This is a genomic window from Acidovorax sp. (assembly GCF_021287135.1).
GTDB lineage: Bacteria > Pseudomonadota > Gammaproteobacteria > Burkholderiales > Burkholderiaceae_C > Acidovorax.
The window spans coordinates 1-25,704 of sequence record NZ_JAJTBB010000038.1; the positions used below are offsets into that span (position 1 = coordinate 1).

At 69.0% G+C, this 25,704-nt stretch carries 16 protein-coding genes; 8 read left to right on the forward strand and 8 right to left on the reverse strand.

What is annotated here, in order from left to right:
* The first annotated feature begins 28 nt into the window (after positions 1–28).
* The 6 genes from LWW96_RS09750 (at position 29) to LWW96_RS09775 (ending at position 11,212) form a co-directional block, all read left to right on the forward strand.
* On the forward strand, positions 29–3,259 hold the full coding sequence (locus LWW96_RS09750; RefSeq protein ID WP_291486413.1) for an efflux RND transporter permease subunit: 3,231 nt from the start codon (positions 29–31) through the stop codon (positions 3,257–3,259).
* Positions 3,256–6,438, forward strand: a complete 3,183-nt coding sequence (locus LWW96_RS09755) for an efflux RND transporter permease subunit (protein ID WP_291486414.1) — start codon at positions 3,256–3,258, stop codon at positions 6,436–6,438. The genes LWW96_RS09750 and LWW96_RS09755 overlap by 4 nt, the downstream gene beginning before the upstream one ends.
* Positions 6,439–6,447: 9 nt before the next feature.
* Positions 6,448–7,887: an efflux transporter outer membrane subunit gene (locus tag LWW96_RS09760; RefSeq protein ID WP_291486416.1), complete on the forward strand. Its 1,440-nt coding sequence runs from the start codon at positions 6,448–6,450 to the stop codon at positions 7,885–7,887.
* Positions 7,888–7,995: 108 nt separating this feature from the next.
* On the forward strand, positions 7,996–8,820 hold the full coding sequence (locus tag LWW96_RS09765; protein WP_291486418.1) for an undecaprenyl-diphosphate phosphatase: 825 nt from the start codon (positions 7,996–7,998) through the stop codon (positions 8,818–8,820).
* A gap of 10 nt (positions 8,821–8,830) precedes the next feature.
* The gene (locus LWW96_RS09770; protein WP_291486420.1) at positions 8,831–9,685 is read left to right on the forward strand and encodes a MipA/OmpV family protein; all 855 of its coding nucleotides are present in this window, start codon (positions 8,831–8,833) and stop codon (positions 9,683–9,685) included.
* A 204-nt stretch (positions 9,686–9,889) separates the two neighbouring features.
* Positions 9,890–11,212, forward strand: a complete 1,323-nt coding sequence (locus LWW96_RS09775; RefSeq protein WP_366117935.1) for a diguanylate cyclase — start codon at positions 9,890–9,892, stop codon at positions 11,210–11,212.
* Positions 11,213–11,221: 9 nt separating this feature from the next.
* Here LWW96_RS09775 and LWW96_RS09780 read toward each other — a convergent pair whose 3' ends face one another.
* From LWW96_RS09780 to LWW96_RS09810, 7 genes are all read right to left on the reverse strand, one after another.
* Positions 11,222–12,727, reverse strand: coding sequence for an FAD-binding oxidoreductase (locus LWW96_RS09780; protein ID WP_291486424.1), 1,506 nt, complete (start codon positions 12,725–12,727; stop codon positions 11,222–11,224).
* 102 nt (positions 12,728–12,829) lie between these two features.
* Entirely contained in the window at positions 12,830–14,623 is a 1,794-nt protein-coding gene (locus tag LWW96_RS09785) for a diguanylate cyclase (protein ID WP_291486426.1), read from the reverse strand.
* Between the two features lie 89 nt (positions 14,624–14,712).
* On the reverse strand, positions 14,713–16,524 hold the full coding sequence (locus LWW96_RS09790; RefSeq protein ID WP_291486428.1) for a diguanylate cyclase: 1,812 nt from the start codon (positions 16,522–16,524) through the stop codon (positions 14,713–14,715).
* Positions 16,525–16,553: 29 nt separating this feature from the next.
* On the reverse strand, positions 16,554–18,032 hold the full coding sequence (locus LWW96_RS09795) for an oxygenase MpaB family protein (protein ID WP_291486430.1): 1,479 nt from the start codon (positions 18,030–18,032) through the stop codon (positions 16,554–16,556).
* On the reverse strand, positions 18,029–18,841 hold the full coding sequence (locus LWW96_RS09800; protein WP_291486432.1) for a carotenoid biosynthesis protein: 813 nt from the start codon (positions 18,839–18,841) through the stop codon (positions 18,029–18,031). Before LWW96_RS09800 ends, LWW96_RS09795 begins: the two co-directional genes overlap by 4 nt.
* Before the next feature lie 103 nt (positions 18,842–18,944).
* A complete protein-coding gene (locus LWW96_RS09805) occupies positions 18,945–19,799 on the reverse strand; it encodes an alpha/beta hydrolase (protein WP_291486434.1) in 855 nt (284 codons plus the stop codon).
* 17 nt (positions 19,800–19,816) lie between these two features.
* The gene (locus LWW96_RS09810) at positions 19,817–20,644 is read right to left on the reverse strand and encodes a proteasome-type protease (protein ID WP_291486436.1); all 828 of its coding nucleotides are present in this window, start codon (positions 20,642–20,644) and stop codon (positions 19,817–19,819) included.
* 312 nt (positions 20,645–20,956) lie between these two features.
* On the opposite strand from LWW96_RS09810, the gene LWW96_RS09815 reads away from it, so the two are divergent.
* On the forward strand, positions 20,957–21,355 hold the full coding sequence (locus LWW96_RS09815; protein WP_291486437.1) for a hypothetical protein: 399 nt from the start codon (positions 20,957–20,959) through the stop codon (positions 21,353–21,355).
* Positions 21,356–21,412: 57 nt separating this feature from the next.
* Here LWW96_RS09815 and mutS read toward each other — a convergent pair whose 3' ends face one another.
* Positions 21,413–24,034: a DNA mismatch repair protein MutS gene (gene mutS / locus LWW96_RS09820; RefSeq protein WP_291486439.1), complete on the reverse strand. Its 2,622-nt coding sequence runs from the start codon at positions 24,032–24,034 to the stop codon at positions 21,413–21,415.
* A gap of 326 nt (positions 24,035–24,360) precedes the next feature.
* Here mutS and LWW96_RS09825 point away from each other — a divergent pair.
* Positions 24,361–25,704, forward strand: a 1,344-nt coding sequence (locus LWW96_RS09825; protein WP_291486441.1) for a PAS domain-containing protein, incomplete at its 3' end; no start/stop codon positions are given.

The window sequence follows — 25,704 nt, forward strand, 5'->3', positions numbered from 1 at the left end:
GGCCTCGTGAACGGACGGGTTCGCAAGCATGAGTCCTTCGCGTCCTTTCATTGAACGGCCCGTTGCCACCGCACTGCTCATGCTGGCCATCGTGCTGGCGGGGCTGGTGGGCTTTCGCTTCCTGCCGCTGTCGGCCCTGCCCGAGGTGGACTACCCCACGATCCAGGTGCAGACGCTGTACCCCGGCGCGAGCCCGGAGGTGATGAGCCGCACCGTGAGTGCGCCGCTGGAGCGCCAGTTCGGCCAGATGCCGGGCCTGGAGCGCATGGCCTCCACGAGCGCGGCCGGGGTGTCCATCGTGACGCTGCAGTTCAGCCTGGGCCTGGCGCTGGACGTGGCCGAGCAGGAGGTGCAGGCGGCCATCAATGCCGGCAATTCGCTGCTGCCTGCCGACCTGCCCGCGCCGCCGGTCTATGCCAAGGTCAACCCGGCCGACGCGCCGGTGCTGACGCTGGCGATCAGCTCGGACACGCTGCCGCTGACCGAAGTGCAGAACCTGGTCAACACCCGGCTGGCGCAGAAGATCAGCCAGGTGGGCGGCGTGGGGCTGGTGACGCTGGGCGGCGGGCAGCGCCCCTCCGTGCGCATCCAGGCCGACACCAAGGCCCTGGCCACCTACGGCATCGGCCTGGACACGCTGCGCACCGCCATCACCGCCGCCAATGCCAACAGCGCCAAGGGCAGCTTTGACGGACCGCAGCGCTCCTACACCATCAATGCCAATGACCAGCTGGTGACGGTGGACGACTACAAGAACCTCATCGTGGCCTGGCGCAACGGCGCGCCGGTGCGCATGGTGGAGGTTGCCCGCGTGGTGGAAAGCGCCGAGAACAACCGGCTGGGGGCGTGGGCAGGTGTGGGCTCGGGTGGCAGCGACGCAGGGAGCGTGGGGGCCACCGAGCCGCCGCCGGGCCGCCCCAAGGCGGCGAGCGCCCCCTCGGGGGGCAGCGAACCACACGGAGTGGGGAGCGTGGGGGCCACACTCACTCCAGCCATCATCCTGAATGTGCAACGCCAGCCGGGCGCCAACGTGATCGCCACGGTGGACCAGATCAAGAAGCTGCTGCCCGAGCTGCAGGCCGGGCTGCCCGCATCGCTGAAGGTGCAGGTGCTGTCCGACCGCACCACGGGCATCCGCGCCTCCGTGCACCATGTGGAGATGGAGCTGGTGCTGGCCGTGCTGATGGTGGTGCTGGTGATCTTCTTCTTCCTGCACAGCCTGCGCGCCACCGTCATTGCCAGCCTGGCCGTGCCCATCTCGCTGATCGGCACTTGCGGGGTGATGTACCTGCTGGGCTACAGCCTGAACAACCTGAGCCTGATGGCGCTGACCATCGCCACCGGCTTCGTGGTGGACGATGCCATCGTGATGATCGAGAACATCGCGCGCTACCTGGAGAAGGGAGACCCGCCGTTCCAGGCCGCGCTCAAGGGCGCCACGCAGATCGGCTTCACCATCATCTCGCTCACCGTGTCGCTGATCGCGGTGCTGATTCCGCTCTTGTTCATGAGCGACGTGGTGGGCCGGCTGTTCCGCGAATTTGCCGTCACGCTGGCCATCACCATCCTCATCTCGGCGGTGGTGTCGCTCACGCTGGTGCCGATGATGGCGGCGCGCTGGCTGCGTGCGGAGCCCGCCGGCGGCGCGCACGGCATGGCCGGGCGGATCAACCGGGGTTTCGAGCGGGTGATCGGCGGATACGACCAGTGGCTGCAGTGGGTGCTGCGCCACCAGGGCGTGACGCTGGTGGTGGCGGTGCTCACGCTGGTGCTGACGGCGTTGCTGTATGTCGTGATTCCCAAGGGCCTGTTTCCGACGCAGGACACGGGGCAGCTGCAAGCGCGCATTGAGGCCTCGCAGGACGTGTCCTATGCCCGCATGAGCGAGCTGCAGCAGGCGGCGGCACGGGCCATCCTGCAAGACCCGGATGTGGAGTCGCTCGGCTCCTTCGTGGGTGTGGATGCGGCCAACAACACCATGCTCAATGCGGGGCGCATGCTCATCAACCTGAAGCCGCAGCGCGACGCGCAGGACACCGTCGTGCAGCGCCTGCGCGAGCGCGTGCAGGCCGTGGCGGGCGTCACGCTGTACCTGCAGCCCACGCAGGACCTGACCATCGATGCAGAGACCGGGCCGACGGAATACCGCGTGTCCATCGGCGGGGTGGATTCGGCCCAGGTGAATGCGTGGACGCGCAAGCTCGTGGACCGCCTGCAGAGCGAGCCCAAGGTGCGCAATGCGACCACGGACGCCGGTGCGCAGGGCCTGTCGGCGTTTGTGGACATCGACCGCAACACGGCGTCGCGCCTGTCCGTCACCGCCAGCACGGTCGACGACACGCTGTACAGCGCCTTCGGCCAGCGCATCGTCTCCACCATCTTCACCGAGACCAACCAGTACCGCGTGATTCTGGAGGCGCAACCCGAGGGCCTGAGCAGCCCCGAAGCGCTGGGCACGCTGCCGCTGCGCACCGGTGCCGGCACGCCCACGCCGCTGGCGGCGGTGGCCACCATCCGTGAACAGCTGGCGCCCTTGCAGGTCACGCGCGTGGCCCAGTACCCCGCCGCCACGCTGGGGTTTGACAAGGCGCCCGGCACGTCGCTGGGCAGCGCGGTGGACGCGATCCGCGCCGCCGCGAAGGAGATCGGCATGCCTGCGGGCCTGTCGATGGAATTCCTGGGCGCCGCCGGGGCGTACGAAAAATCCCTCTCCAGCCAGCTGTGGCTGATCCTGGCGGCCATGGTGTGCGTGTACATCGTGCTGGGCGTGCTGTACGAAAGCTACATCCACCCGGTGACGATTCTCTCCACCCTGCCATCGGCCGGCGTGGGGGCCTTGCTGGCCCTGATGCTCACGGGCAACGACCTGGGCGTGATCGGCATCATCGGCATCATCCTCTTGATCGGCATCGTCAAGAAGAACGCGATCATGATGATCGACTTTGCCATCGACGCCGAGCGACACCAGGGCCTGGGGCCCCAGCAGGCCATCCACCAGGCGGCGCTGCTGCGCTTTCGGCCCATCCTCATGACCACTTTGGCGGCGCTGTTCGCGGCGCTGCCGCTGATGCTGGGCTGGGGCGACGGGGCGGAGCTGCGCCGCCCGCTGGGCCTGGCCATCTTTGGCGGCCTGATCCTGAGCCAGCTGCTGACGCTGTTCACCACGCCCGTGATCTACCTGGCGTTTGACCGCCTGGGCCGCCGCGTGACGGGCCGGGGCACGGCCGCGGCGCCCCTGCAGCCGGAGGACGCGGCATGAACCTGTCGCGCCCTTTTGTCGAGCGGCCGGTGGCCACGGTGCTGCTGACCATCGGCGTGGCGCTGGCGGGCATCGCGGCGTTCTTCGTGCTGCCGGTGTCGCCGCTGCCGCAGGTGGACTACCCGGCCATTTCCGTGTCGGCCACCCTGGCCGGGGCCAGCCCCGAAACCATGGCCACCAGCGTCGCGACGCCGCTGGAGCGGCGGCTGGGGGTCATCGCGGGCGTCAATGAGATGACGTCGAGCAGTTCCAACGGGTCGGCCCGCGTCAGCCTGCAATTCGACCTGAACCGCAACATCGATGCCGCCGCCCGCGAAGTGCAGGCCGCCATCAACGCGGCCCGGGCCGACCTGCCGGCCACGCTGCGCAGCAACCCCACGTACCGCAAGCGCAACTCGGCGGCCTCGCCCGTCATCATCCTGGCGCTCACGTCCAAGACGCGTACGCCGGGCGAGATTTATGACGCGGTCTCCAACGTGGTGAGCCAGCGCCTGTCGCAGGTGGACGGTGTGGGCGAGGTGGAGATCGGTGGCGGCTCGCTGCCTGCCGTGCGGGTGGAGCTGCTGCCGTTTGCGCTCCACCGCTACGGCATCAGCACCGAGGACGTGCGCGCGGCCATCCAGGCCTCGAACGCCAACCGCCCCAAGGGCGCGATCGAGGGCGACGGGCGACGGCTGCAGATCTACACCCCGCAGCCTGCCCGCAAGGCGGCGGAGTACGCGTCGCTGATCGTGGCCTGGCGCAACAACGCGGCCGTGCGCCTGGGCGACGTGGCGCGGGTGGTGGACGGCGTGGAGAACCGCCGCACGGTGGGCCTGTTCAATGGCGAGCCCGCCATCATCGTGCTGGTCACGCGACAGCCCGGCGCCAACATCATCGAAACGGTGGATGCCGTGCGCGCGCTGCTGCCCGAGCTGCAGGCCCAGCTGCCGCAGGACATCCAGGTGGCCGTGGCGTCCGACAGCACCAACTCCATCCGCTCGTCCCTGCGCGAGATCGAGCTGACGCTGATGGTGTCCATCGCGCTCGTGGTGCTGGTGGTGGGCCTCTTCTTGCGCAAGGCGCGCGCCACGGTGATCCCCGCCGTTGCCACGGTGGTGTCGCTGCTGGGCACCTTCGGCATCATGTACTTCCTGGGGTTCAGCCTGAACAACCTGAGCCTCATGGCCCTGACGGTGGCCACCGGCTTTGTGGTGGACGACGCCATCGTGGTGCTGGAGAACACCATGCGCCACATCGAGGCGGGCATGGGCCGGCTGGAGGCAGCGCTGCAGGGCGCGCGCGAGGTGGGGTTCACCGTGCTGTCCATCAGCCTGTCGCTGGTGGCGGTGTTCATCCCGCTCCTGTTCATGGAGGGGCAGGTGGGCCGGCTGTTCCGCGAGTTTGCCGTCACGCTGTCGGTGGCGGTGATGATCTCGCTGGTGATCTCGCTCACCACCACGCCCATGATGTGCGCGTGGCTGCTGCGTGCGCACGCCCCGGGCCATGACAAGCCCCCCTCGCGCCTGGCCCGCTGGGCGGAAGGCGGCTACCGGCGCGTGCTGCGCGGCTACGAGCACAGCCTGGACTGGGCGCTGGCGAGCAAGGCGCTGGTGGTGCTCATCCTGCTGGCGGTGATCGGGCTCAACGTCTACCTGTTCGCCAAGATTCCCAAGGGCTACTTTCCGGAGCAGGACAACGGCCAGCTCAACGCGGGCCTGCGCGCCGACCAGAGCATTTCGTCCGAGGCGCTGGCGCGCAAGCTGCGCGAGGCCGTGGAGATCATCCGCAAGGATCCCGCGGTGGACACGGTGGTGGGCTTCTCGGGCGGCAGCCGCGCGGGCGGCGGCTTCATGTTCGTCAATCTCAAACCCCTTGCGCAGCGCACCGACAGCACACCCGCCGTCATCGCCCGCCTGCGGCCGCAGCTCAACCAGATCACCGGCCTGCGCGTGTTTCTCAACCCCGTGCAGGACCTGCGCATGGGCGGGCGCTCCAGCAACTCCACCTACCAGTACACGCTCAAGAGCGACAACCTGGCCGACCTGAAGCTGTGGGCCGGCAAGCTGGCAGACCGGCTGAAGGAAGAGACCCTGCTGCAGGATGTGGACACCGACCAGGCCGAAAACGGCGTGGAGACCTTTGTGGAGGTGGACCGGGCCAGCGCCTCGCGCCTGGGCGTGAGTGCATCGGCCATCGACAACGCGCTGTACAACGCCTTCGGCCAGCGCTCCGTGGCCACCATCTACGACGAGCTCAACCAGTACGCGGTCATCATGGAGTGGGGGCCCGAATACACGCGCGGCCCGCCCGCGCTGGCCGACATCTATGTCGCTGCCAACCCCACGGGGGCCACCGGCACGGCGGCCAATCCGGGCCAGCGCGGCGCCTCCACCGGCCAGGTCATCAGCACCCAGCCTTCCACCATGGTGCCGCTCAGTGCCATCGCCCGCGTGGTGGAGCGCGCCTCGCCCACCTCCATCAGCCACCAGGACGGCGAGCTGGCCACCACCATCTCGTTCAACATCGACCCCGGCACGTCGCTCGGACAGGCGCGCCAGGTCATCCAGCAGGCCGAGGCGGACATCGCCATGCCCACCAACGTGCGGGGCAGCTTCCAGGGCACGGCACTCAGCGCGCAGCAGTCGCAGGGGCAGCAGCTGTTCCTGATCATCACGGCCATCGTGGTGATCTACATCGTGCTGGGGGTGCTGTACGAAAGCCTGATCCACCCGGTGACCGTGCTGACCACGCTGCCTTCGGCCGGCGTGGGTGCGGTGCTGGCGCTGCTGCTGTTCCGCATGCAGTTCACCATCATCGCGCTCATCGGCGTGTTCCTGCTCATTGGCATCGTCAAGAAGAACGCCATCATGATCATCGACTTTGCGCTGGAGGCCGAGCGCGCACGCGGGCTCACGGCGCTGGAGGCGGTGCGCGAGGCCTGCCTGCTGCGCTTTCGCCCCATTCTCATGACCACGGTGGCGGCGGCGCTCGGCGCGTTGCCGCTGGCCATCGGCTTCGGCCAGGGGTCGGAGCTGCGGCAGCCCCTGGGTGTGGCCATTATTGGCGGGCTGGTGGCCAGCCAGTTGCTCACCCTGCTCACCACGCCGGTGGTGTATGTGCTGCTGGACAAGCTACGCAGGCCCGCCCCCAACGAACAACAACTCAGCCGCGCTGCCGCTTCTGGCGCAGCGCCGTGACCGCGCACCATGAAGACACGTTCCTTCCCCCTTCGCGCACCCTCGGCACGCCACGCACCGCGCGCCGGTGCCGTGCTGGCGCTGGCACTGCTGGCGGCATGCGCCAGCCAGCCACCCTACGAAGCCCCGGCCGCTCCGGCGCCCCAGGCGTTCAAGGAAGCCGGCGCCACCTGGACGCCCGCCGCCCCGGCCGACGCGCTGGACCGCGGGCCCTGGTGGGAGCTGTTCCAGGACGCCGAGCTGAACCGCCTGGCCGCGCAGGTGCAGCTGTCCAACCAGAACATCGCCGCCGCCGCGGCGGCCTACGCACAGGCGCAGGCCGTGGTGCGGCAGGAACGGGCGGGGCTGTTCCCGTCGGTCGGCCTGTCGGGCGGTGCCACGCGCACCGGCGGTGAGGGGGCGGCACGCGCGGGCTTGTCCACATCAGCCTCGCTGGGGGTGGACTGGGCGCCCGACCTGTGGGGCCGGCTGCAAGGCGGCGTGGACGCCGCCCAGGCCAGTGCGCAGGCCAGCGAGGCCGACCTGGCCTCGGCCCGGCTGTCGGCCGTGGGCGCCCTGGCGTCGGCCTACTTCCAGCTGCGCGAGGCGGATGCCGAGGCCGAGCTGTTGCAGGCCACGGTGGAGGGCTACGAGCGCAGCCTGCAGATCGCGCGCAACCGCTACAGCGCGGGTGTGGTGGCGCAGACCGATGTGTTGCAGGCGCAGACCCAGCTGGCCAACGCCCGGGCCGACCTGGCCACGGTGCGGCAGAACCGCGCCCGCTTCGAGCACGCGGTGGCTGTGCTGACCGGGCGCGCCCCGGCGGACTTTGCGCTGCCGCCCGCACCCTGGTCGGCTGCCGTACCCGAGGTGCCGGCGGTCGTGCCGTCCACCTTGCTGCAGCGCCGGCCCGACATTGCTGCGGCCGAGCGTGCGGTGGCCGCTGCCCATGCGCAGATCGGCATCCAGCGCGCGGGCTACTTCCCGAACCTGGGCCTGCGCGGCTCCCTGGGCAGTGGGGGATCGAGCGTGGCGGACCTGTTCAAGGCCTCCACGCTGGTGTGGTCGCTGGGCCTGTCAGTGGCGCAGACCGTGTTTGACGCAGGCGCCACCGCGGCGCGGGTGGACGCGGCCCAGGCAGCCCGCGATGCGCGCGTGGCGGCCTATCGCCAGACGGTGCTCACAGCCTTCCAGGGCGTGGAAGACCAGCTCACGGTGCTGCGCACGCTGCAAGCGCAGGAGCCGCTGCGGCGCGAAGCCGTGGCGGCCGCCGAGCGCACGGCGCAGCAGCTGCTCAACCGCTACCGCGAGGGGCAGATGAGTTACACCGAGGTGGTCACGGCGCAGGTGGCGGCGCTGTCCGCGCAGCGGGCGCTGCTGCAGCTGCAGGTGAACCGCCAACTGGCGGCGGTGGCGCTGGTGCAGGCGCTGGGCGGGGGCTGGCACGCACCCTGGCAACCGCCAGCCTGACGAAGGTGCCCGGGCGGCTGGGCCTATACTCCTGTTTTGATAGCTGCTTGCGCTTATTGGATAAGCGCTGGAGCCCACTTTTACTTAAATTTCTATCAAGGAGTGCGCGTGGACGTTCTATTGCTGGCCAAGGCCGCCGTCATGGGCGTGGTCGAGGGCCTGACGGAGTTCCTGCCGATTTCCTCCACCGGGCACCTGATCCTGGCCGGTTCGCTGCTGGGGTTTGACGATGCCAAGGCCAAGGTGTTTGACATCGCCATCCAGACCGGGGCCATCTTTGCCGTGATCCTGGTGTACTGGCAGAAGATCCGCGCCACGCTGGCAGCGCTGCCCACCGAGCGCCAGGCGCAGCGGTTCGCGCTGAACGTGTTCATCGGCTTCTTGCCGGCCGTGGTGCTGGGGCTGCTGTTCGGTAAGGCCATCAAGGCGCACCTGTTCACCCCCATGGTGGTGGCCACCACGTTCATTCTGGGCGGCTTCATCATTTTGTGGGCGGAGCGGCGGCCGGCCTCGGCGACCCGCGTCCAGTCGGTGGACGACATGACCCCCTGGGACGCCCTGAAGGTGGGGCTGGTGCAGTGCCTGGCCATGGTGCCCGGCACCAGCCGCAGCGGCGCCACCATCATCGGGGGCATGCTGCTGGGGCTGTCGCGCAAGGCGGCCACGGACTTCTCGTTCTTCCTGGCGATCCCCACGCTCATCGGCGCGGGCGTCTACAGCCTGTACAAGGAGCGCGCGCTGCTGTCGGCGGCGGACCTGCCCCTGTTCAGCGTGGGGCTGGTCTTCTCGTTTGTGAGCGCCTGGCTATGCGTGCGCTGGCTGCTGCGCTACATCAGCACACACAGCTTTGTGCCGTTTGCGTACTACCGCATTGTGTTTGGCATCATCGTTTTGTTGACCGCCTGGACTGGCTGGGTGCAGTGGGCGGACTGATAATCCCGCCATGACCCGTCCCTGCCTGCCTGTTCGCCGCTGCTCCTGCGTTGCCCTGCTGGCCTGCCTGGCCGCGTGGCCCGCGGCGCGCGCGGCCGAAGCAGCAGCGCAGGACGGCGACGAGCCTGCCAAGCCTCGGTTCAACTACGCGCTGGGGGCACTGGTCAGCTCCAGCCCCGACTACGCGGGCGGCGACGGCCGCAAGAACAGCTTGCGGCCGGCCTGGGCCATTGAATACGGGCGTTTCCGGCTCAGCACCTCGCGCGGCAGCGCGTTCATGGGCCACGGCCTGGGGCCGCGCGATTCGGGCGGCGCCAGCGCCACCCTGGCGCAGAGCGACCGGTTCAACCTGAGCGCATCGCTGCGCGTCGACAAGGGGCGCGACGGCTCGGATGCCCCCATCCTGGTGGGCCTGCCGTCTGTGCGCTCCACCCTGCGCGCGCGGGTGAGCGCGGGCTACGCCTTCACGGACCGCTGGGCCGTGGGCGCGGGCCTGTCGCAAGACATCCTCGGGCGGGACGGCGGCGCGCAGCTGTCCACCAGCATCGGCTACACCTGGCCGGTGACCGCCCAGACCAAAGTGACGTTCGGCGCGGGCGCCAGCTTTGGCGACCGCACTTATCTGCGAGCGCACTTCGGCGTGCCGGACGGGGGTGTGGGGGCGCTGCCCGCGTTTTCACCGGCCGCGGGCCTGTACAGCGTGGATGCCGGCGTGGAGGTGATGACCGCCCTCAACCGCCACTGGGTCGTGCTGGGCGCGGCGCGGGTGTCCCGGCTTCAGGGCGATGCGCGGCGCAGCCCGCTCACGGTGCAGCCCACGGGGTACTCGGTCTCGGTCGGGCTGGCCTACCGTTGCTGCAAATAGCCGCCGCTGGCGGGCTACCTCGCGCAGGCGCCCCCGTGCGGGCTGCAGGAAAGCCGGTGGCTTTTCTTCGATCAATGTTAAGCTGAAGGCGCCGAGCCGCCTTTGGCCCCCCAGGCCCCAAGACCCTTGGGCTTCCTTGGGGGTGCGCTGCGGCGGATTTCCCCCTCGCGTGTCGATGTTCAGCCTCCGGGGCTTTGCCGCATGATGCAAGAAGAGTCAGAGTTGTCGCAGCCCGGTGGGGCCCCAGGCGGCCAGGCCGGCCCGTCGAAGGCCCGCTTGCTGGACATCGTCACCCGCAGCGCGGGCGCCACCATGGCGGTGGTGGACCGCAGCCTGACCATGATCTACGTGAATGACGAGTATGCCCGGTGGTTCGGCACGGTGCCCGACCGCCTGGTGGGCCAGTCGCTGGTGCAGGTCTATGGGGAAGAGGCGTGCCAGCGCTTCATGCCGTTCGTGGAACGGGCGCTGCGGGGCGAACGGGTCCAGTACCAGCGCCTGCTGCGCACGCCCTACGGCTTTGACGAATGGCGCACCATCTGCCTCACCCCGTGGTACGGCGAGCAGGGCGCCATCGAAGGCTTCATGACTTCCGCGCTCGATGTGCATGAGCTGCAGGTCACCATGGACGCGCTGCGCGCGGCCAACCAGCGGCTGTCGTCCCATATGGAAAACAGTCCCCTGGCTGTTCTGGAAATGGACCATGCCCTGCGGCTCCTGCACTGTTCGCAGCGCGCGGTACAGCTGATGGGGTGGCCGGCGGTGGCGGAGCTCAAGGGGCACCCGCTGCCCGAGCTGCTGGCGCTGCAGGAGGGTTGCGAGCTGCTGGAGGCCCTGCGCCGCCTGCAGTCGGGGGAGGAATCCCAGAACCGGGCGGAGGCCAGCTTCTTCCGCGAGGACGGCACCGAGGTGCATTGCGAGTGGTTCAACTCGGCGCTCACGGACGCCGACGGCCGGGTGGCCTCCCTCATGGCACTGGTGCAGGACGTTTCCGCCAAGATCCAGATCGCCCGCCAGCAGCATTACCTGGCCCACCACGACGCCCTGACGGGGCTCTACAACCGCATGGCGTTCCAGAGCCGGCTGGAGGCTGCGCTGGCACAGGCGCGGGGCTCGGCCGGGGTGGTGGCCTTGCTGTTCATCGACCTGGACGGCTTCAAGCGGGTGAACGATACCCTGGGCCACCGCACGGGCGACGAGGTGCTGCGGGTGATGGCCCAGCGGATCGCTGGCGCCGTGCGGGGCTGTGACACCACGGCACGGCTGGGCGGAGACGAGTTCCTGGTCATGCTGGATTGCGAGGTGACGCGCGAGGTGATCGACACCGTGGGCCACCGCATCCTGCACGCCTTGCTGTGCCCCGTGGCGCTGGATGGGCTGGAGGTCAACGTCGGCGCCAGCATCGGAGTGGCCGTGGTCAGGCCGCGGGACAGCGACATCGGAACGCTCATCAACCGCGCCGACCAGGCCATGTACGCCGCCAAGCGGGCCGGCAAGGGCCGGCTGCACTACGCCGAGGGGCCGTGAGGCGGTGCCTCAGGCATCGCCCGGGGGCAAGGCGATGCTCTGCTGGAAGTGGAAGAAGTTGGCGGGGTCGTACCGGGCCTTGACCTGCTGCAGCTGCGGGTAGGCGCTGCCCCAGTAGGCCTGCGGAAAATCGGCAAGGCCCGCATCCGGGTAGTTTTGGTACACGTGCCCGTTGAGGAACGGCCGCACCAGTTGCATGAAGCCCTCCAGCCACGCCTCCATCTGTGCGCGCTCCTGCGGGTTGGTCCAGAACACGTCCACCACCAGGTCGGCGTCCGCGTGGCGGTGCACGAAGGCGCTGTCGGCCACGGGGTAGCGGTTGATGGCGCCGCCGTAGGGCTCCAGGTACGCCAGCGACCAGGGATTGGGCGAGGTCTGGAAGTAGTCAATGATGCGCTGCCAGTCTGCGGGCGACAGGGGGGTGTTGAGGTAGCCGCTGCATTTGGTCTCGGCCACGCCATCGGGCAGGTTGTCGGGGAGCGTGTAGGGGTGGTCCTCCAGCCAGCGATTCATGTCCGGGTAGGTGCCCGTCTGGTCCACCAGCAGCTGCGCGCTCGGAATCGCCAACAGGGGAGCGATGGCCTCCAGGCCCGCACTGCGGGAACCGCAGAACATGCCCTGCACCATGTAGACGGGCACGTTGTTCTGAAAGCCCAGGTTCATCATGTAGCCCAGCGCGTCGGGGGCGCCGGTCTTCATGAAGCCCTGTTGCATGAGCGTGAGCACTTCGGCGGCGTGGGCCGCGTCCCAGCTGATGGCCCAGGCCCAGACGCTGTCCAGGCGCTGCATGCGGTAGGTGACCTGCAGCACCACCCCGAAATTGCCGCCCGTGCCCCCGCGCAGTGCCCAGAACAGATCCCCGTTCTCCTGCGCGCTGGCCGTCACGATGTGCCCGCTGGCCAGCGCGACGCGGAAGGAGTCCACCAGGTCGCTCTGGATTCCGAAGGCGCGGGAGGTGTAGCCGTAGCCGCCACCCTGCACAAAGCCCCCGACGCAGACACTGCCGCAGGCGCCGGTGGGCACATGCCAGCCGGTGTGGTTCATGGCGCCGTTGAAATGGTCGAAATCGGTGCCCGGAAGCACATGAACCCGCTCGCGTGCCGGATCCAGCACGACGCCCTGGAGATCGCTCAGGTCGATCACCATGCCGCTGTTCACGGAATAGCCCGCGGTGCTGTGGCCGCCGCAGCGCACGGCCACCCACAGGTGGTATTGCCGGGCAACGGCCAGACATTCCAGCACGTCGTTCTCGCAGGCGCAGTACACGATGATCTCGGGGAAGGCCTGGAACGCCGGATTGGATTCCTGCCGCGCCTGGTTGTAGTCGGGGCTGGTGGGTAGCACGATGCGCCCGACCAGCCGGGCCTCCAGCCCGGCCACGGCCGTCCAGGCCAGGCGGGGGGCGCCGTGCGCCACGGCCGGGGCCGCGGCGGCGCCGGCCGTGGCGGCGAGGGTCTGGAAGTGCGCGATGCGCGCGTCTTTGGCAATGCGTGCGGGGCTCTTGCGGTGGGCCATGGCGGGGTCTGCTCCGTCGGATGAAGGGAGCCCCTGTGTACCGGAAGCCGGGCAGTTTGACCAGCGTGGAATGCGCCTGCCGCGTGTGCTGAATTTTTGCGCCTAGGCCGACGACAGTGCCAGGTCGCCCGTGTTGCGCCGCACGCAGAACTTGCCGCCCTGCTTGCCGCTGTACATCGCAGCGTCCGCGAGCTTGAGCAGGCCGACGGCGTCGTTGCTGTCGTGCGGCGAGATGGCGTAGCCGATGGTGAGCCCCACCTCGATCTTCAGGTCGCCCAGCGAGAACGGCGTGCGGAACGCGTCCAGCAGCTTGTTGCCCAGGTCGTGCGCCTGCTGGGGGCTGCCCAGCTGCCCGGTCATGACCACGAACTCATCGCCCCCCAGGCGGGCCACCACGTCGCTCTGCCGCACCTGGCTTTGCAAGCGCCGGGTGACAGCCACCAGCAGCTCATCGCCCACATCGTGGCCGTGGGTGTCGTTCACGGGCTTGAATCCGTCCAGGTCCATCACATACACCGCCAGCAGCCGGTCGGGCCCGCAGTGGTGCAGGGCCGAGGTGAGTGCAATGTTCAAGCCGCGCCGGTTGGGCAGGCCGGTCAGCGGGTCGGTGTGCGCCAGCGAGCGCATGGCGTCGCGCTCGCGGCTGGCGTGCAGGGCCTCGATGCGCAGCGCCTTGGTGCGCAGGCCCAGCACGCGCATGAAGAGCAGCATGTCCAGCGTGGCGCCGAACTGGAAGGAGTGCAGCGTCCAGAAGTTCACGGGCACCCAGCCCCGGATGACGCCGATCACCGTGGCCGTGGCGGCGAAGTACACCACCCATGCCAGCAGCAGGCTCGCCCCCACTGCATCGCCGCGCCCCGCCCGCCGCACAGCACCCGGAATGCCCATCAGGGCAGGAACCAGCCCGAGGATGCTGACGACCGCGGCGATGGTGGAGGTGTTCAGCACGTCCAGTGCGTGCACCAGCGCCAGCAGCACGCACAGCAAGGCCCCCCAACGCATGGTGCGCAGCAGCAGGTTCCCGGGCCGGTGGCCGGCCAGCGCCTGGCTGATGAAGAGGAAGGAGCCGCAGGTGGCCATCAGCGAGGACAGCCCTGCCGCATGCATTTCAAACCACGGGTTGTCCTGCCACAGGTACTGGGTGGCCAGGCCGAAGAAGTGCAGCGAGAACAGCAGGCTGCCCGCAATGAGCAGCGCGTACTGCAAGAAAAGCACGTCGCGCAGGTTGATCCACTGGGCCAGGCTGTAGATCAGCAGGCACAGAGCCAGGCCGGCGAGGATGCCCTGCAGCATCTGCTCATTCAAGGCGGCCGCATGCCAGGCGGGCGGCTTGCTCAGTGTGATGGGCAGCACCATGGCGCCCCGGGTTTCCACGCGCAGCAGCAGTTCGTACGGCTGGCCGGCGCGCATGGGCAGCACCAGGGCGTGGGTGCGGCTTCGCAGCGGGCGCTGCGAAAAGGGCTGCAGGCTGCCCAGGGTGGCTTGCTGAAGCACGTGGCCGTCCTGGGTCAGGTACACCTCCACCCGATTGAGCACGGGGTAGTCGATGTCCAGGATCCAGACCCCGTCCGATGTCGCCGAGACATCCAGCGGGGCGCGAATCCACACCGCCCCGGTTTGCACTCCCAGCGTCTTGGCGGTGCCGGGCGGACGTTCAAACTCCGCCGTGCGGGGCAGCACGTCCTGCAGCGTCCAGGCGCCGGAGGGATCGGCCAGCACGGACACTGCCGGCCACACCTCGATCCGGGGCGCGTCGTCACGCAGGGGCAGCGCAGCGGTGGCCGCCCGGCTGTCGCTCCACAGCATCGCCAGCACCAGCCAGGCGCACCCCAGGGCCCAGCGTGCCCAGGGCGTCGGCAGCCATTGCCAGAAGATCGTGGGGGACGTGACGCGCATGGCGGGTGGTGGTGGGGACAGTGTAGATGCAGCGGGAGGTTGCAGGGAGTGCGCTTTGCCAGCCTTGCGAAGCGGGGCGTTGCCCGCGGCTAGGGCGTGAGCAGCCGCGCGCTGCCACTGGCCGCACGCCGCAGCGAGTGCTTGCCGCTTTGCTTGCCTGCATACATTGCGGCGTCGGCCAGGCGGATCAGGCCCTGCGGCTCGCCGCTGTCCAGGGGCGCCAGCGCGTAGCCGATGGTCAGCCCCACCTTCAAATGCAAGGGCCCCAGCGTGAAAGGCTGGTCAAACGCGCGGAGCAGGGCCCGCCCTAATTCGTCGGCAACTTCGGGTGTTTCCAGGTGGCAGGCCATGATGATGAATTCGTCGCCTCCCAGCCGCGCCACGACATCGGTGGTATGGCGCACGTTGGCTTGCAGCCGGTGGCCCACCGCCACCAGCAGGTCGTCGCCCACATCGTGCCCGTACGAGTCGTTGACGGGCTTGAACCCGTCGAGGTCCATCAGGTACACCGCCACCAGGTGGCCGGGTGCGCAGGACTCCAGCGCCGCCCGCAGCGCATGCTGCAGGCCGCGGCGGTTGCTGAGGCCCGTCAGCGGATCGCTGTGGGCCAGGGAATGCATGAGGTCGCGCTCGCGCAGGGCCTCCTGCGCCTGCAGGCGGATGGCCTTGGCCCGCAGCCCCATGACCCGCAGGAACAGCAGCATGTCCAGCGTGGCGCCGAACTGGAACGAGTGCACGGTCCAGAAGTTCGCAGGCACCCAGCCCTGCACCAGGCACACCATGACCGCGGCGGCCACGCCGTAGGCCACCCAGGCGAGCAGCAGCGTGGAGCCGATGGGGTTGCCGCGGCGCACATGCACGAGCGCCGCCGGCACGCTGAGCAGGGAAGGCAGCGGGCTTACCAGGCTCATGTAGGCAATGGCGATGGGCACGCTCACCCCGCCGAGCACGACGCCGGCGCAGACCAGGGCCGTGACGGCGGCGCCCGCGCGCATTGTGCGAGCATACCGGCTGCGGGGCGCGGCGTCTGCCAAGGCTGCGCCCAGAAAAAGGAAGGAGCCTGCCAGCGCCACCAGGCCTGCGGTCAGCCCGCCATACCGGGCCATCCAGAGGTTGCCCGGCCACAGGAACCGGTCGCCAATGCCGAAAAACTGCAGAGAAAACCCCGCGCTGCCCAGGACGACCAGGGCATAGAAGCCGAAGAGGTGCTCGCGTTGGGTGACCCACTGGACCAGGCTGTACGCCAGCAGGCAGAACGCCAGTCCGTTGAGCAGGCCCTGGAGCATTTGCTCGCGCAAGGCCTGGTGGATCTGGCGGGGCATTTCGCCCAGGGTGATCGGCAGGATCAGTGGACCGGTGGCGCGCACACGCACCAGCAGGTCGTAGGCCTGCCCCGGCTCCAGGTGGAACGCCATTGCCGGGGTGCGGATGTCCAGGTCACCGGCGCCAAGCTGTCCCGAGCGGACCTGCTGGAGCACCCGGCCGCCGCGGGCCAGGTAGATGTCGGCCTGCAGCGAGCTGTAGCCGATATCGATCACCCAGGGCGTGGGCAGCGCCTTGGGCGCAAGCAGGGGAATGTGCAGCCACATGGCTGCCTTGTGCACGCCCAGCGAGCCGCCGCGCCGCGCGGGCGGCTCGAACTGGTCCAGCCGGCGCAGCATGTCCTCGGCCGAAAGCGCGTCGGTTGGATCGGCCTGGAGGGTGATGGTGTCCCACGCATTGAGCTGCGGCCTCTCGTGCGTCAATAGCAGCGGGGGCGTTGCGGCCCGCGCTGGCGCGGGGTGCGCCAGGAGTGCCAGAAACGCCAGGAATGCCAGCAGGCGCAGCAGCGCCCCCGCGGTGCCGCAGCGCGCACGGCCCGGCCAGGGCCGCGTCGGGAGGGCGCAGGGCAGCGGTTTCATTGGCGGCGGCAGCGGGGTGGCGGGATCGGCTAGGCGGTTTGCTGCGCCTGGGCCGCCGGTGCTGCCGGGGGCTGGCTCGCCAGCCCAGGGCTCCAGCTTCCGCGGGTGGTGAGCCGGTCTTCCAGGCGGTTGACCCACGCGGGGGCCTGGGGATCGTCGCTCCAGCTGTGGACCACCGCATCCACCTGGTGGAGCAGCTCCGTGGGCAGTTGCAGCGGGCGCGTCTGGCTCATCAGGACGCGGCTCATGAAGTGGTAGCCCAGCGCGCGGGTCAGCATGCGCACGATGGAAAAGCGTGGCATCACCCGCCGCACGACTGCATCAAGCGCGCGCGCCAGCAGCAGCACGGCCCAGAACAGCAGGGCGGAGGGCCAGGGCGCCGGCTGGGTCAGGCCCAGGTCGTTCGCCGTGGCGGTGCCGCAAAGGGTGCGGGTCATGAGCTGGGGAAAGGGTTTCGCGATCGCCCAGGGCAGCGCGTTCTCCATCGTCTGCATCAGCGCGCGGCCCAGGCCGGGACGCGGGTCCGGGGTGACGGGCTCGGCACGGCCGCGGGCCTGCATGCGTTCCATGAGTGCGTGGCCATCGGACATCGTCTCGACCATCAGGGCGCGGTCGATGCCGAGCACATGGCCCACCACGTTCCAGGCATGCAGGTAGGCTTCCTCGTCGGCAGGCGGCAGCCCGATGCCCAGGCGCCGGAGGCTGCGCAGGAACACGTAGCTGAAGGTGAGCAGGGTGTAGGCCTGCTCCTCCTGGTTGCAGGGCAGGCCGTCGCTGCCCAGGTCCCACCCCCGCGCGAAGAAGGCCTGGTACATCGCCTGGCGGCCACCCTGGGGCTGGCGGGCCAGTGCCGGAATCTTGCCGTTGCCGCCCGCCAGCAGTTGTTGCACGGCGGCTTGCGGGCTGCCGCGCAGGATCAGGTTGCGGATGGTGGCATGGATCAGCCGGACCTTGAGCACCTGGGCCACGCCGGCGCCCCGCGGGCCCAGGCCCCCGTGCAGCATCACCGGGAAGATCATGGCCGCGGTGGAGCGGATGCGGTATTCGGCGTTTTGCTCCAGCTGGCCCGATGTGTGCAACACGCTGGCCAGGTCGGGGATGACATAGCACTCGGGCAGGCTGGCGCAAAACAGCAGGATGCAGGACAGCGCGCCGTGCTCCATGAACAGGTGCTCGGCGCGCTCGATTTTGCGGGCGTCGGCCCAGGGGGGCAGCACCTGGGCGGTCTGTACGTAGTGGTCCAGCGCCCGCGCCAGGGACGCGTCCACGCCGTCGCCGTGCGCCTGCCAGCTCTGCAACGTGTCGTTGTCCGTCCATTCGCCGATGAGGCGGTTGACGGTTTCCAGCCGCCGCCACTGAGCGGCATCCAGGGCCGCGTCGCCGGCAGGCCAGTCGCCGAGGATGTCGCTCAGGGTCTGGTCGGCCAATGGGTCGGCGCGGCGCTGCATGGCTGCCAGCTCGGCGTCGGCAATCCGCGGGGCGGCCGCGGTGGCGGAGGGGGTGTTCATGCGGCGGTCTCCTTGCTCCAGCGCTGCCAGCCCGCCAGGGCGCACAGCAGCGGAATGCCCATGGCGAACGGTGCGATGGTGCGGATTTCTACGGGGTTGCCCATCACCATCTGGAAGACGATGCCCGCGCCGTACAGCGCCAGCGGTACCAGCGCGTGGCGCGGCAGAAAGGGGGCGGCGGGCCGTGGGGCCTGCGGTCTGGCGGTGAGGCGGAAGGTCAAGAGGATGACAAAGGCCACGAACACCCAGCCGACAAAGCCCTGCACGGTTTCCCCGAACCAGGCGCCGTCGGTCTTGGCCATGATCCAGGCCTTGAGCGTGTAGACGAAATAAGGGTCTGCACCCAGGTCGAACGCCGTCACCACCATGGCCGCCAGGAACGACAATCCGGCCGCGTGGCCCAGGCCCGTGGTGCCATCCACCGGCGCCTGCCAGACGATGAGGTTGGTGATCACATAGCCCATGTACGTCAGTGCGAACCACATGAGGGGGATGACGATGGGCACATCGCCGAGCCGAGGGCCGAGCACGTCGGTGTAGGTGTAGTGGCCGAAGAACCACCCGTGGCTGGTGCCCATCTGCTCCGCGAACCAGCCCATCCCGACGGCCAGCAGCACGAACCTGAAGGCAGGGCGGGCGCCCAGGAGGTGGGTGGCGTTGGCCCAGCAGCACGCAAACATGAGCACCGACGCCGTGATGAGCGCGGCGGTGGTGTCGTTGTACACGCGTGCGATCATGGCCAGTCCAAAGGCCGCCAGCAGCAGGAAGCTGGCGGCCGGCAGGCGCTGGAGCAGGGTTTGTGCACGCATCAGGTCGTATCATGCTGTTACAACACTCCCCAGTGTAGGGGATGCGCGTGTCGGCCGCGCTGCTTGTTATCCCGGAGTCCGGCCAGGCCCCGGGGGCTTGGTGTCAGCCCCGGGTGGCGGGCGACGTCAGCGCTGCCAGATTGAGCAGCGAGGCCTCGATGGCCGCGGCCGTGGCCAGGGGCTGCTCCATGGGAAACAGGTGGCTGCCGTCGAGCATCATGGTGCGGCCCTCGGTCACGCGCAGGGTCATCGCCATGCCCACCTGCTTCATTTCGTCCGAGTCGCGGCCGCCGATGAAGGCCGCCGGGCACTGCAGCGGGTGGGCGCGCAGCAGGCGGCCCAGGTTGTGCGGCAGGGTGTTGTAGATCGCCGTCTCCACCGCGCGGTCAAAGCCCAGCACGCGCTTGCCGTCCTGGTCGTGCAGGCCGTGGGCCACATAGTCTTCCAGCACCTCGGGGTGCCAGCGCGCAAAGGCCTTCTTCTTGCGGAAGTGTTCGAGCGCCTCTTCGTTGCTGGCCCAGCTGAAGCGCCGCTGGCGGCTGACCCGGCCGGGCGAGATGGATCCCACCACCTGGGCCGTCTTGGCCACGCCCACCACGTTGGCTTTCCAGCCGCCGATCAGTGGCGAGTCGATCAGCACCACGCCGCGCGCGAGTTCCGGGTGCCGCGCCGCCGCCATCACGCTCAGAAAGCCGCCCAGCGAATGCCCCACCAGAAACACCCGTTCGCCCCGCCGACGCACCTGTTCGGTCGCGAAGTCGGCCAGCTGCTGCACCAGGTGCGGCCAGTTGTTGGTTACCGGGTAGCGCGGGTCATGTCCATAGCGCTCCACGGCACTGATCTCGAAGCCCCGGGCTTTCAGGTGCCGGAAGAGCACGCGGTAGGTGCTGGCGGGAAAGCTGTTGGCGTGCGAGAAAACGATGGGCAGCGTGTGGCGGGAGGCGTTCGTCGCAGTCATGCCGGGCAAGCCTTTCTTCAGATGAGCTTGTCCAGGTGGTTGGTGATCTTCTTGAGCGGCTTGCTGCGTGCGGGGTTCACCATGATCGGCACGCTGGTGGCGCCACCGCCCCAGGCCGGGTCTTCGATGCTGTCAAACACCTGGCGCAGCTTCTGGCCCCAACTGTCGTGGACCATGCGGAAGTAGGGGTTGTTCTCGTCGATGCACACCACCTTCTCGGTGGAGAACCGATCGACCTCGTACACCACCAGGTCCAGCGGCAGCCCTACGGACAGGTTGGACTTGAGCGTGCTGTCCATGGACACCAGGGCGCATTTGGCGGCTTCGTCCAGCGGGGTCTCGGGGGTGAGCACGCGGTCGAGCACCGGCTTGCCGTACTTGGATTCGCCCACCTGGAAATACGGCGTCTCCGAAGTGGCCTCGATGAAGTTACCCGCCGAGTACACCTGGAACAGGCGCATGCCCTCGCCCTTGATCTGGCCGCCGAACACCAGGGACACGTTGAAGTCCACCCCCGAGCGCTTGAGCGCCGCGCCATCGCGCTCATGCACGTGGCGCACGGCCGAGCCGAGGACGCGGGCCGCGTCGAACATGCTCTTGGCGTTCCAGATCGAGATGGTTTCGCCGGATTCGCCGTCCTTGAGCTGCTCGGTCTGCAGGATTTCGCGCACCGACTGCGAAATGGACAGGTTGCCCGCCGACAGCAGCACCATGAAACGGTCGCCCGTCTTCTCGTACACCATCATCTTGCGGAAGGAGCTGATCTGGTCCAGCCCGGCGTTGGTGCGCGAATCGGACAGGAACACCAGCCCGGCATTGAGTTTGATGGCGACGCAATACGTCATGAGAGGCAAAGCAAAAAGCAGATAAACCGCAGAGTGTAGTGCTGCAGCGCCACCACTCCCGTCGGCGTGCGCTGGCGCACCGGGGCCGCCCAGGTGCGATCGGTGTGAAAGGCGCCCGAAATGATGAAAACGTCACGCCCGCGGCGTCGAGAACCGGGGGCTTGTGCGTGGCGCTCTTCAATAATCCTCCCCGCGGCGCCGGGAGGGTCCTGGCGCGTTGTGCCAAACCTTTGCCGACCCGGCCCGTGCGAGCGGGCCGTCACCATGATGATGAACCGAACCCTCCAACGATCCTTTTTTAACCCCCTGTGCGTGCGGACCGCAGCGCTTGCCGCCCTGTTGGCGGCCCAGGCCCTGACCGCGGCCGCCCAGCCGGCGGGCGTCGCGGTGTACCCAGGCGCCAAGCCCGATGCGGCCACCACCGATTTCCTGCGCCGCCAGATGGGGGTTGAGGGCGCGGCCTACCGCACGGGCGATGCGCTGCAAAAGGTGGCGGCTTTCTACCAGGCGCAGCCTGGCGTCCAGCCCATGGGCGAGGCGACCAAGGACTCCGCCGCCTTCGTGGCGGGCTGCAAGGAAGAGTTCAACGCGGTGATGAAAAAGAAGATGACCACCGGCTGCACGCACCACGTCACGGTGCAAAACCCCTGGATGGACATGAAGACGGGCAAGATGGTGCAGGACACCCTGGTGTCCATCGTCAAGCAGTAAGACCGTGAACAGGCGCTGAGCCCGGCGAGGGCGCCGCAGCCCAGTGTGCGCGGAGGCTCAGGCGCCCTGCAGCTTCTTGAGCTGGTACAGCGCGTCCAGCGCCTCGCGGGGGCTCAGCGCATCGGGGTTGATGGCGGACAGCGCCGCCTCCACGGGGCTGGCGCCCGCGCTCTCGGGCACCTCGGGTGCCGCGAACAGGTCCACTTGCAGGTCGTCCTCGCCCGCGCGCTCTTCCAGGGCGGCCAGGGCGTGGCGTGCGTGGTGCAGCACGGGCGAGGGCATGCCCGCTAATTTTGCAACCTGGATCCCATAGCTGCGGCTGGCGGGGCCGGGCTGGATCTCGTGCAAAAAAACGATGTCCGCGCCGTTCTCGGTAGCACTCACGTGCATGTTGATGGCGTGGCGCGCCTTGGCGGGCAGCTCGGTCAGCTCGAAGTAGTGCGTGGCAAACAGCACGAAGGCGCGGGTCTTGTCGTGCAGGTGGGTGGCAATGCCGCTGGCCAGCGCCAGGCCGTCAAAGGTGCTGGTGCCGCGGCCGATCTCGTCCATCAGCACCAGGCTGTGGGGAGTGGCCGCGTGCAATATCTGCGCGGCCTCGGTCATCTCCAGCATGAACGTGGACTGCGCATTCGCCAGGTCGTCGGCCGCGCCGATGCGGGTATGAATGGCGTCGATGGGCCCCAGGCGGCAGCTGGCCGCGGGCACGTGGCTGCCCATGCTGGCCAGCAGCACGATCAGCGCCACCTGCCGCATGTAGGTCGATTTGCCGCCCATGTTGGGGCCGGTGATGACCTGCATGCGCGTGTTGGCGTTCAGCCGCGTGTGGTTGGCGATGAAGCTGCCGCTCGACGTCTCGGCCAGGCGCGCCTCCACCACCGGATGCCGGCCGCCCTCAATCTCGATGCAGGGCTCGGGCACGAACTGCGGTGCGCACCAGTTCAGCGTGAGCGAGCGCTCGGCCAGCGTGCACAGCACATCCAGCGTGGCCAGCGCTTGCGCCAGGCGGGTCAGCTGCGGAATGTGGGGCTGCAGCTGGTCCAGGATCTGCTCGTACAGCCACTTCTCGCGGGCCAGGGCGCGCTCGCTGGCCGACAGGGCCTTGTCCTCGAACGCCTTCAGCTCGGGCGTGATGAAGCGCTCGGCGTTCTTCAGCGTCTGGCGGCGGCGGTAGTCGTCGGGCACGCGGTCCAGGTGGCTGCTGGTCACCTCGATGTAGAAGCCGTGCACCTTGTTGAACTGCACGCGCAGGTTGGGGATGCCGGTGCGCGCTTTCTCGCGGGTTTCCAGCTCCAGCAGAAAGTCGTCGCAATTGGTCTGGATGGCACGCAGTTCGTCCAGCTCGGTGTCAAAGCCGCCCGCGATCACACCGCCGTCGCGCACCAGGGCGGCGGGCTCTTCGGCGATGGCGGCGCACAGCAGGGCGGTGCAGCCTTCGGGCGGGTGCAGGTTGTCAAAAATCTGGGCCAAAAACGGCTCTGGCGCTTGTGCAGAAAGCGCGAGCAGCTCTGATTTTTGTAGCGTTTTGCACAGCGCCACCAGCTCGCGCGGGCGCACCTGGCGCAGCGCGACGCGCGCGGTGATGCGCTCCACATCGCTCACGCCCTTGAGCTCGCCGCGCAGCGTGGACCAGGGGCCAGCCCCGCCACCCGCGCCACCCGCGCCCCGCAGGGCCGCGGTGGCCGACAGGCGCTGGCGCGCCTCGGTGCGGTCGCGGCGCGGCTCCAGCAGCCAGGTCTTGAGCAGGCGGCTGCCCATGCCGGTCATGCAGGTGTCGAGCAGCGAGAACAGCGTGGGCGCGTCCTCGCCGCGCAGGGTCTTCACCAGCTCCAGATTGCGCCGCGTGGTGGCGGGCAGGTCGATCAGGTCGTCATTGCGCTGCACCTGCACGCTGTGCACATGGGTCAGCGTGCGGCCCTGCGTGTGCTCGGCATAGGCCAGCAGCCCGGCTGCGGCGGCGTGCGCCTCGCCCAGGTCCTGCGCGCCCCAGGCCTGCAGGCTGGCGGCGCCCAGGTTCTCCAGCAGCTTGCGCTCGCCCAGGGCGCTGTCGAACTGCCAGTCCGGGCGCAGCGTCATGGGGCAGGTGAAGGCGCCGCCCTGGCGCAGCACCTGCAGCTGCTGCTCGAAGCGGTCCGTCACACCGGCGCTGTAGAGCAGTTCGCTGGGCGCCACGCGCGCCAGCCAGGCGCCCAGCTCGTCCTGCGCGCATTCGGCCAGAAAGACGCGGCCCTGCGTCACGCTCAGCCAGGCCAGGCCGCAGCGCGCGCGCGGCGCCTGGTGCACGGCCATCAGCAGCGATTCGGCTTTGTCGGACAGCAGCTCGGTGTCCGTCACCGTGCCGGGGGTGACCACGCGCACCACCTTGCGTTCCACCGGCCCCTTGGCGGCGCCCACTTCGCCCACCTGCTCGGCAATGGCCACCGACTCGCCCATCTTGATCAGGCGGGCCAGGTAGTTCTCCAGCGCGTGGAACGGCACGCCCGCCATCAGCACCGGCTGGCCGCCCGACTGGCCCCGTTGCGTGAGGGTGATGTCCAGCAGGCGTGCCGCCTTTTCGGCGTCGCCCCAGAAGACTTCGTAGAAATCGCCCATGCGGTAGAACAGCAGCGTCTCGGGGTAGCCGGCCTTGAGGGCCAGGTACTGCTGCATCATGGGAGTGTGGTTCTCAAACGCTTCGGACATGCTGGGGGCGTGAAATGAGGCGTGGACTGTAGCAGTTCGCAGGGCGCATTCCGCCCCCCGGGCCGAGCAGCGCCCTGCTGCGTGGCGCGCCTTGCCCAGGGTGCCAGGCGGGGCTGCGGCGCGCGCCTGGATTCGGCGGGTGTGGCTGCCTTGCGGGCACGGTGAAAAATCGTGAACAGGCCCTCGGGAAAAACCATCAGTTTCCGACACTTGTTACGTTCTGACATATTCTTGCCTGTATGCTGGCGCATGGGCTGGGACCGCCGGCCCCGTCGCTGCCTGCAGCGGCCTCTGCCCTCGCTGGCTTCAAAGGTTTCAGAACGACCGTGATCTCGTCCGAACTGTTGGCCGATCTTTTGTCTCCCGCTGCTCCCGGCGGCCAGGAACCCGGCGCACAGGCGCGCCTGCAGGCCCTGGTCGATGCGGTGCCGGTGGCGTGGATGGAGTTTCGTTTGCAGTCCGACCACTTGGTGCTGGTGGCCGCCAACGCGGCGGCGCGGCGCATGCCGGGGCTGGGTGCGGTGCGCCAGCCCGGGGCCAACGCCGCTGAGGTGTTCGACCAGCTGGCGGACACCCCCCTCATGGACCAGTTGTTGGGCGTGGTCCGCATCGGGGCGCCGCTCGATTGCCGGCAGGTGGTTCGGGAGCCGGGGCGCCGGCTGCTGGCCTGGGACATCTCGGCCCGCCGCGTGACGGACGATGGCATCGTCGTCACCGTGCGCGACGTCTCCGAGGTGGAGTCGCTGCGCAGTGCGCTGGCGGCGTCCGAGCGGGCCCTGGAGGACCTGCGCCGCGAACTGCGCGAGCAGACCGACGTGTTCAACACCATGGAAAGCCTGGCCCGCGCGGGGCACTGGCGCCGGATCGAGGACCCGGGGGAAACGGTGCTGCTGTGGTCGCCCGGGCTGTGCAACATCGCCGGCTTCGAGCAGCAGGAGTGGGTAGACCCGGAGCGCGCCGTCAGCGGCATCCTGCCGGAGGACCGCCATGTCTTCGAGCGCGTGCGCGAGCGCGGCAAGGGCCTGGACGTGGAGTACCGCTGGCGCCGCCCTGACGGCGAAGTGCGCTGGATGCGCTCGCGCGTGCAGCGCACGCTGCCGCGCGACGGCGTGCAGGTGGTGATGGGCGTGGTGCAGGACGTGACGGAAGAGCACCGCGCGGCCGAGCAGCTGCGCGAGCAATTGCTGTTCATCCAGCGCATTGCCAGCCGCATTCCCGGCTTCATCTACGAGTACCGCCTGCACTCCAATGGCGAGACCAGCGTGCAGTACATCAGCGACGCGGTGCGCGAGTTCATGGGGGTGGAGCCCGATGAGGTCACGGCCGACCACGGCGTGCTGGTGCGCCGCGTGGTCCCGCAGGACTTGCCCCAGGTCCAGCGCTCGGCCATCACCTCCGTGCGCAAGCTGGTGCCCTGGCAGTGCGAATACCGCGTGCGCATGCCCGACGGCAGCATCCGCTGGCACATGACCAATGCGATCCCGCACCGCGAGAGCGACGGATCGGTGGTGTCGCACGGCTTCACCATGGACATCACCGACCGCAAGCGAGCCGAGCAAGAGATCGAACGCCTGGCGTTCTACGACGCCCTCACCGGCCTGCCCAACCGCCGCCTGCTGCTGGACCGCCTGCAGCGCTCGCTGGCCACCTGCCAGCGCAGCAAGAACCTC

Excerpts from the sequence above, each read along its gene's own strand:
- LWW96_RS09750 (WP_291486413.1), top strand. The coding sequence starts at position 29 with ATGAGTCCTTCGCGTCCTTTCATTGAACGGCCCGTTGCCACCGCACTG.
- LWW96_RS09755 (WP_291486414.1), top strand. The coding sequence starts at position 3,256 with ATGAACCTGTCGCGCCCTTTTGTCGAGCGGCCGGTGGCCACGGTGCTG.
- LWW96_RS09760 (WP_291486416.1), top strand. The coding sequence starts at position 6,448 with ATGAAGACACGTTCCTTCCCCCTTCGCGCACCCTCGGCACGCCACGCA.
- LWW96_RS09770 (WP_291486420.1), top strand. The coding sequence starts at position 8,831 with ATGACCCGTCCCTGCCTGCCTGTTCGCCGCTGCTCCTGCGTTGCCCTG.
- LWW96_RS09775 (WP_366117935.1), top strand. The coding sequence starts at position 9,890 with ATGCAAGAAGAGTCAGAGTTGTCGCAGCCCGGTGGGGCCCCAGGCGGC.
- LWW96_RS09780 (WP_291486424.1), bottom strand. The coding sequence starts at position 12,727 with ATGGCCCACCGCAAGAGCCCCGCACGCATTGCCAAAGACGCGCGCATC.
- LWW96_RS09785 (WP_291486426.1), bottom strand. The coding sequence starts at position 14,623 with ATGCGCGTCACGTCCCCCACGATCTTCTGGCAATGGCTGCCGACGCCC.
- LWW96_RS09790 (WP_291486428.1), bottom strand. The coding sequence starts at position 16,524 with ATGAAACCGCTGCCCTGCGCCCTCCCGACGCGGCCCTGGCCGGGCCGT.
- LWW96_RS09795 (WP_291486430.1), bottom strand. The coding sequence starts at position 18,032 with ATGAACACCCCCTCCGCCACCGCGGCCGCCCCGCGGATTGCCGACGCC.
- LWW96_RS09800 (WP_291486432.1), bottom strand. The coding sequence starts at position 18,841 with ATGCGTGCACAAACCCTGCTCCAGCGCCTGCCGGCCGCCAGCTTCCTG.
- LWW96_RS09805 (WP_291486434.1), bottom strand. The coding sequence starts at position 19,799 with ATGACTGCGACGAACGCCTCCCGCCACACGCTGCCCATCGTTTTCTCG.
- LWW96_RS09810 (WP_291486436.1), bottom strand. The coding sequence starts at position 20,644 with ATGACGTATTGCGTCGCCATCAAACTCAATGCCGGGCTGGTGTTCCTG.
- mutS (WP_291486439.1), bottom strand. The coding sequence starts at position 24,034 with ATGTCCGAAGCGTTTGAGAACCACACTCCCATGATGCAGCAGTACCTG.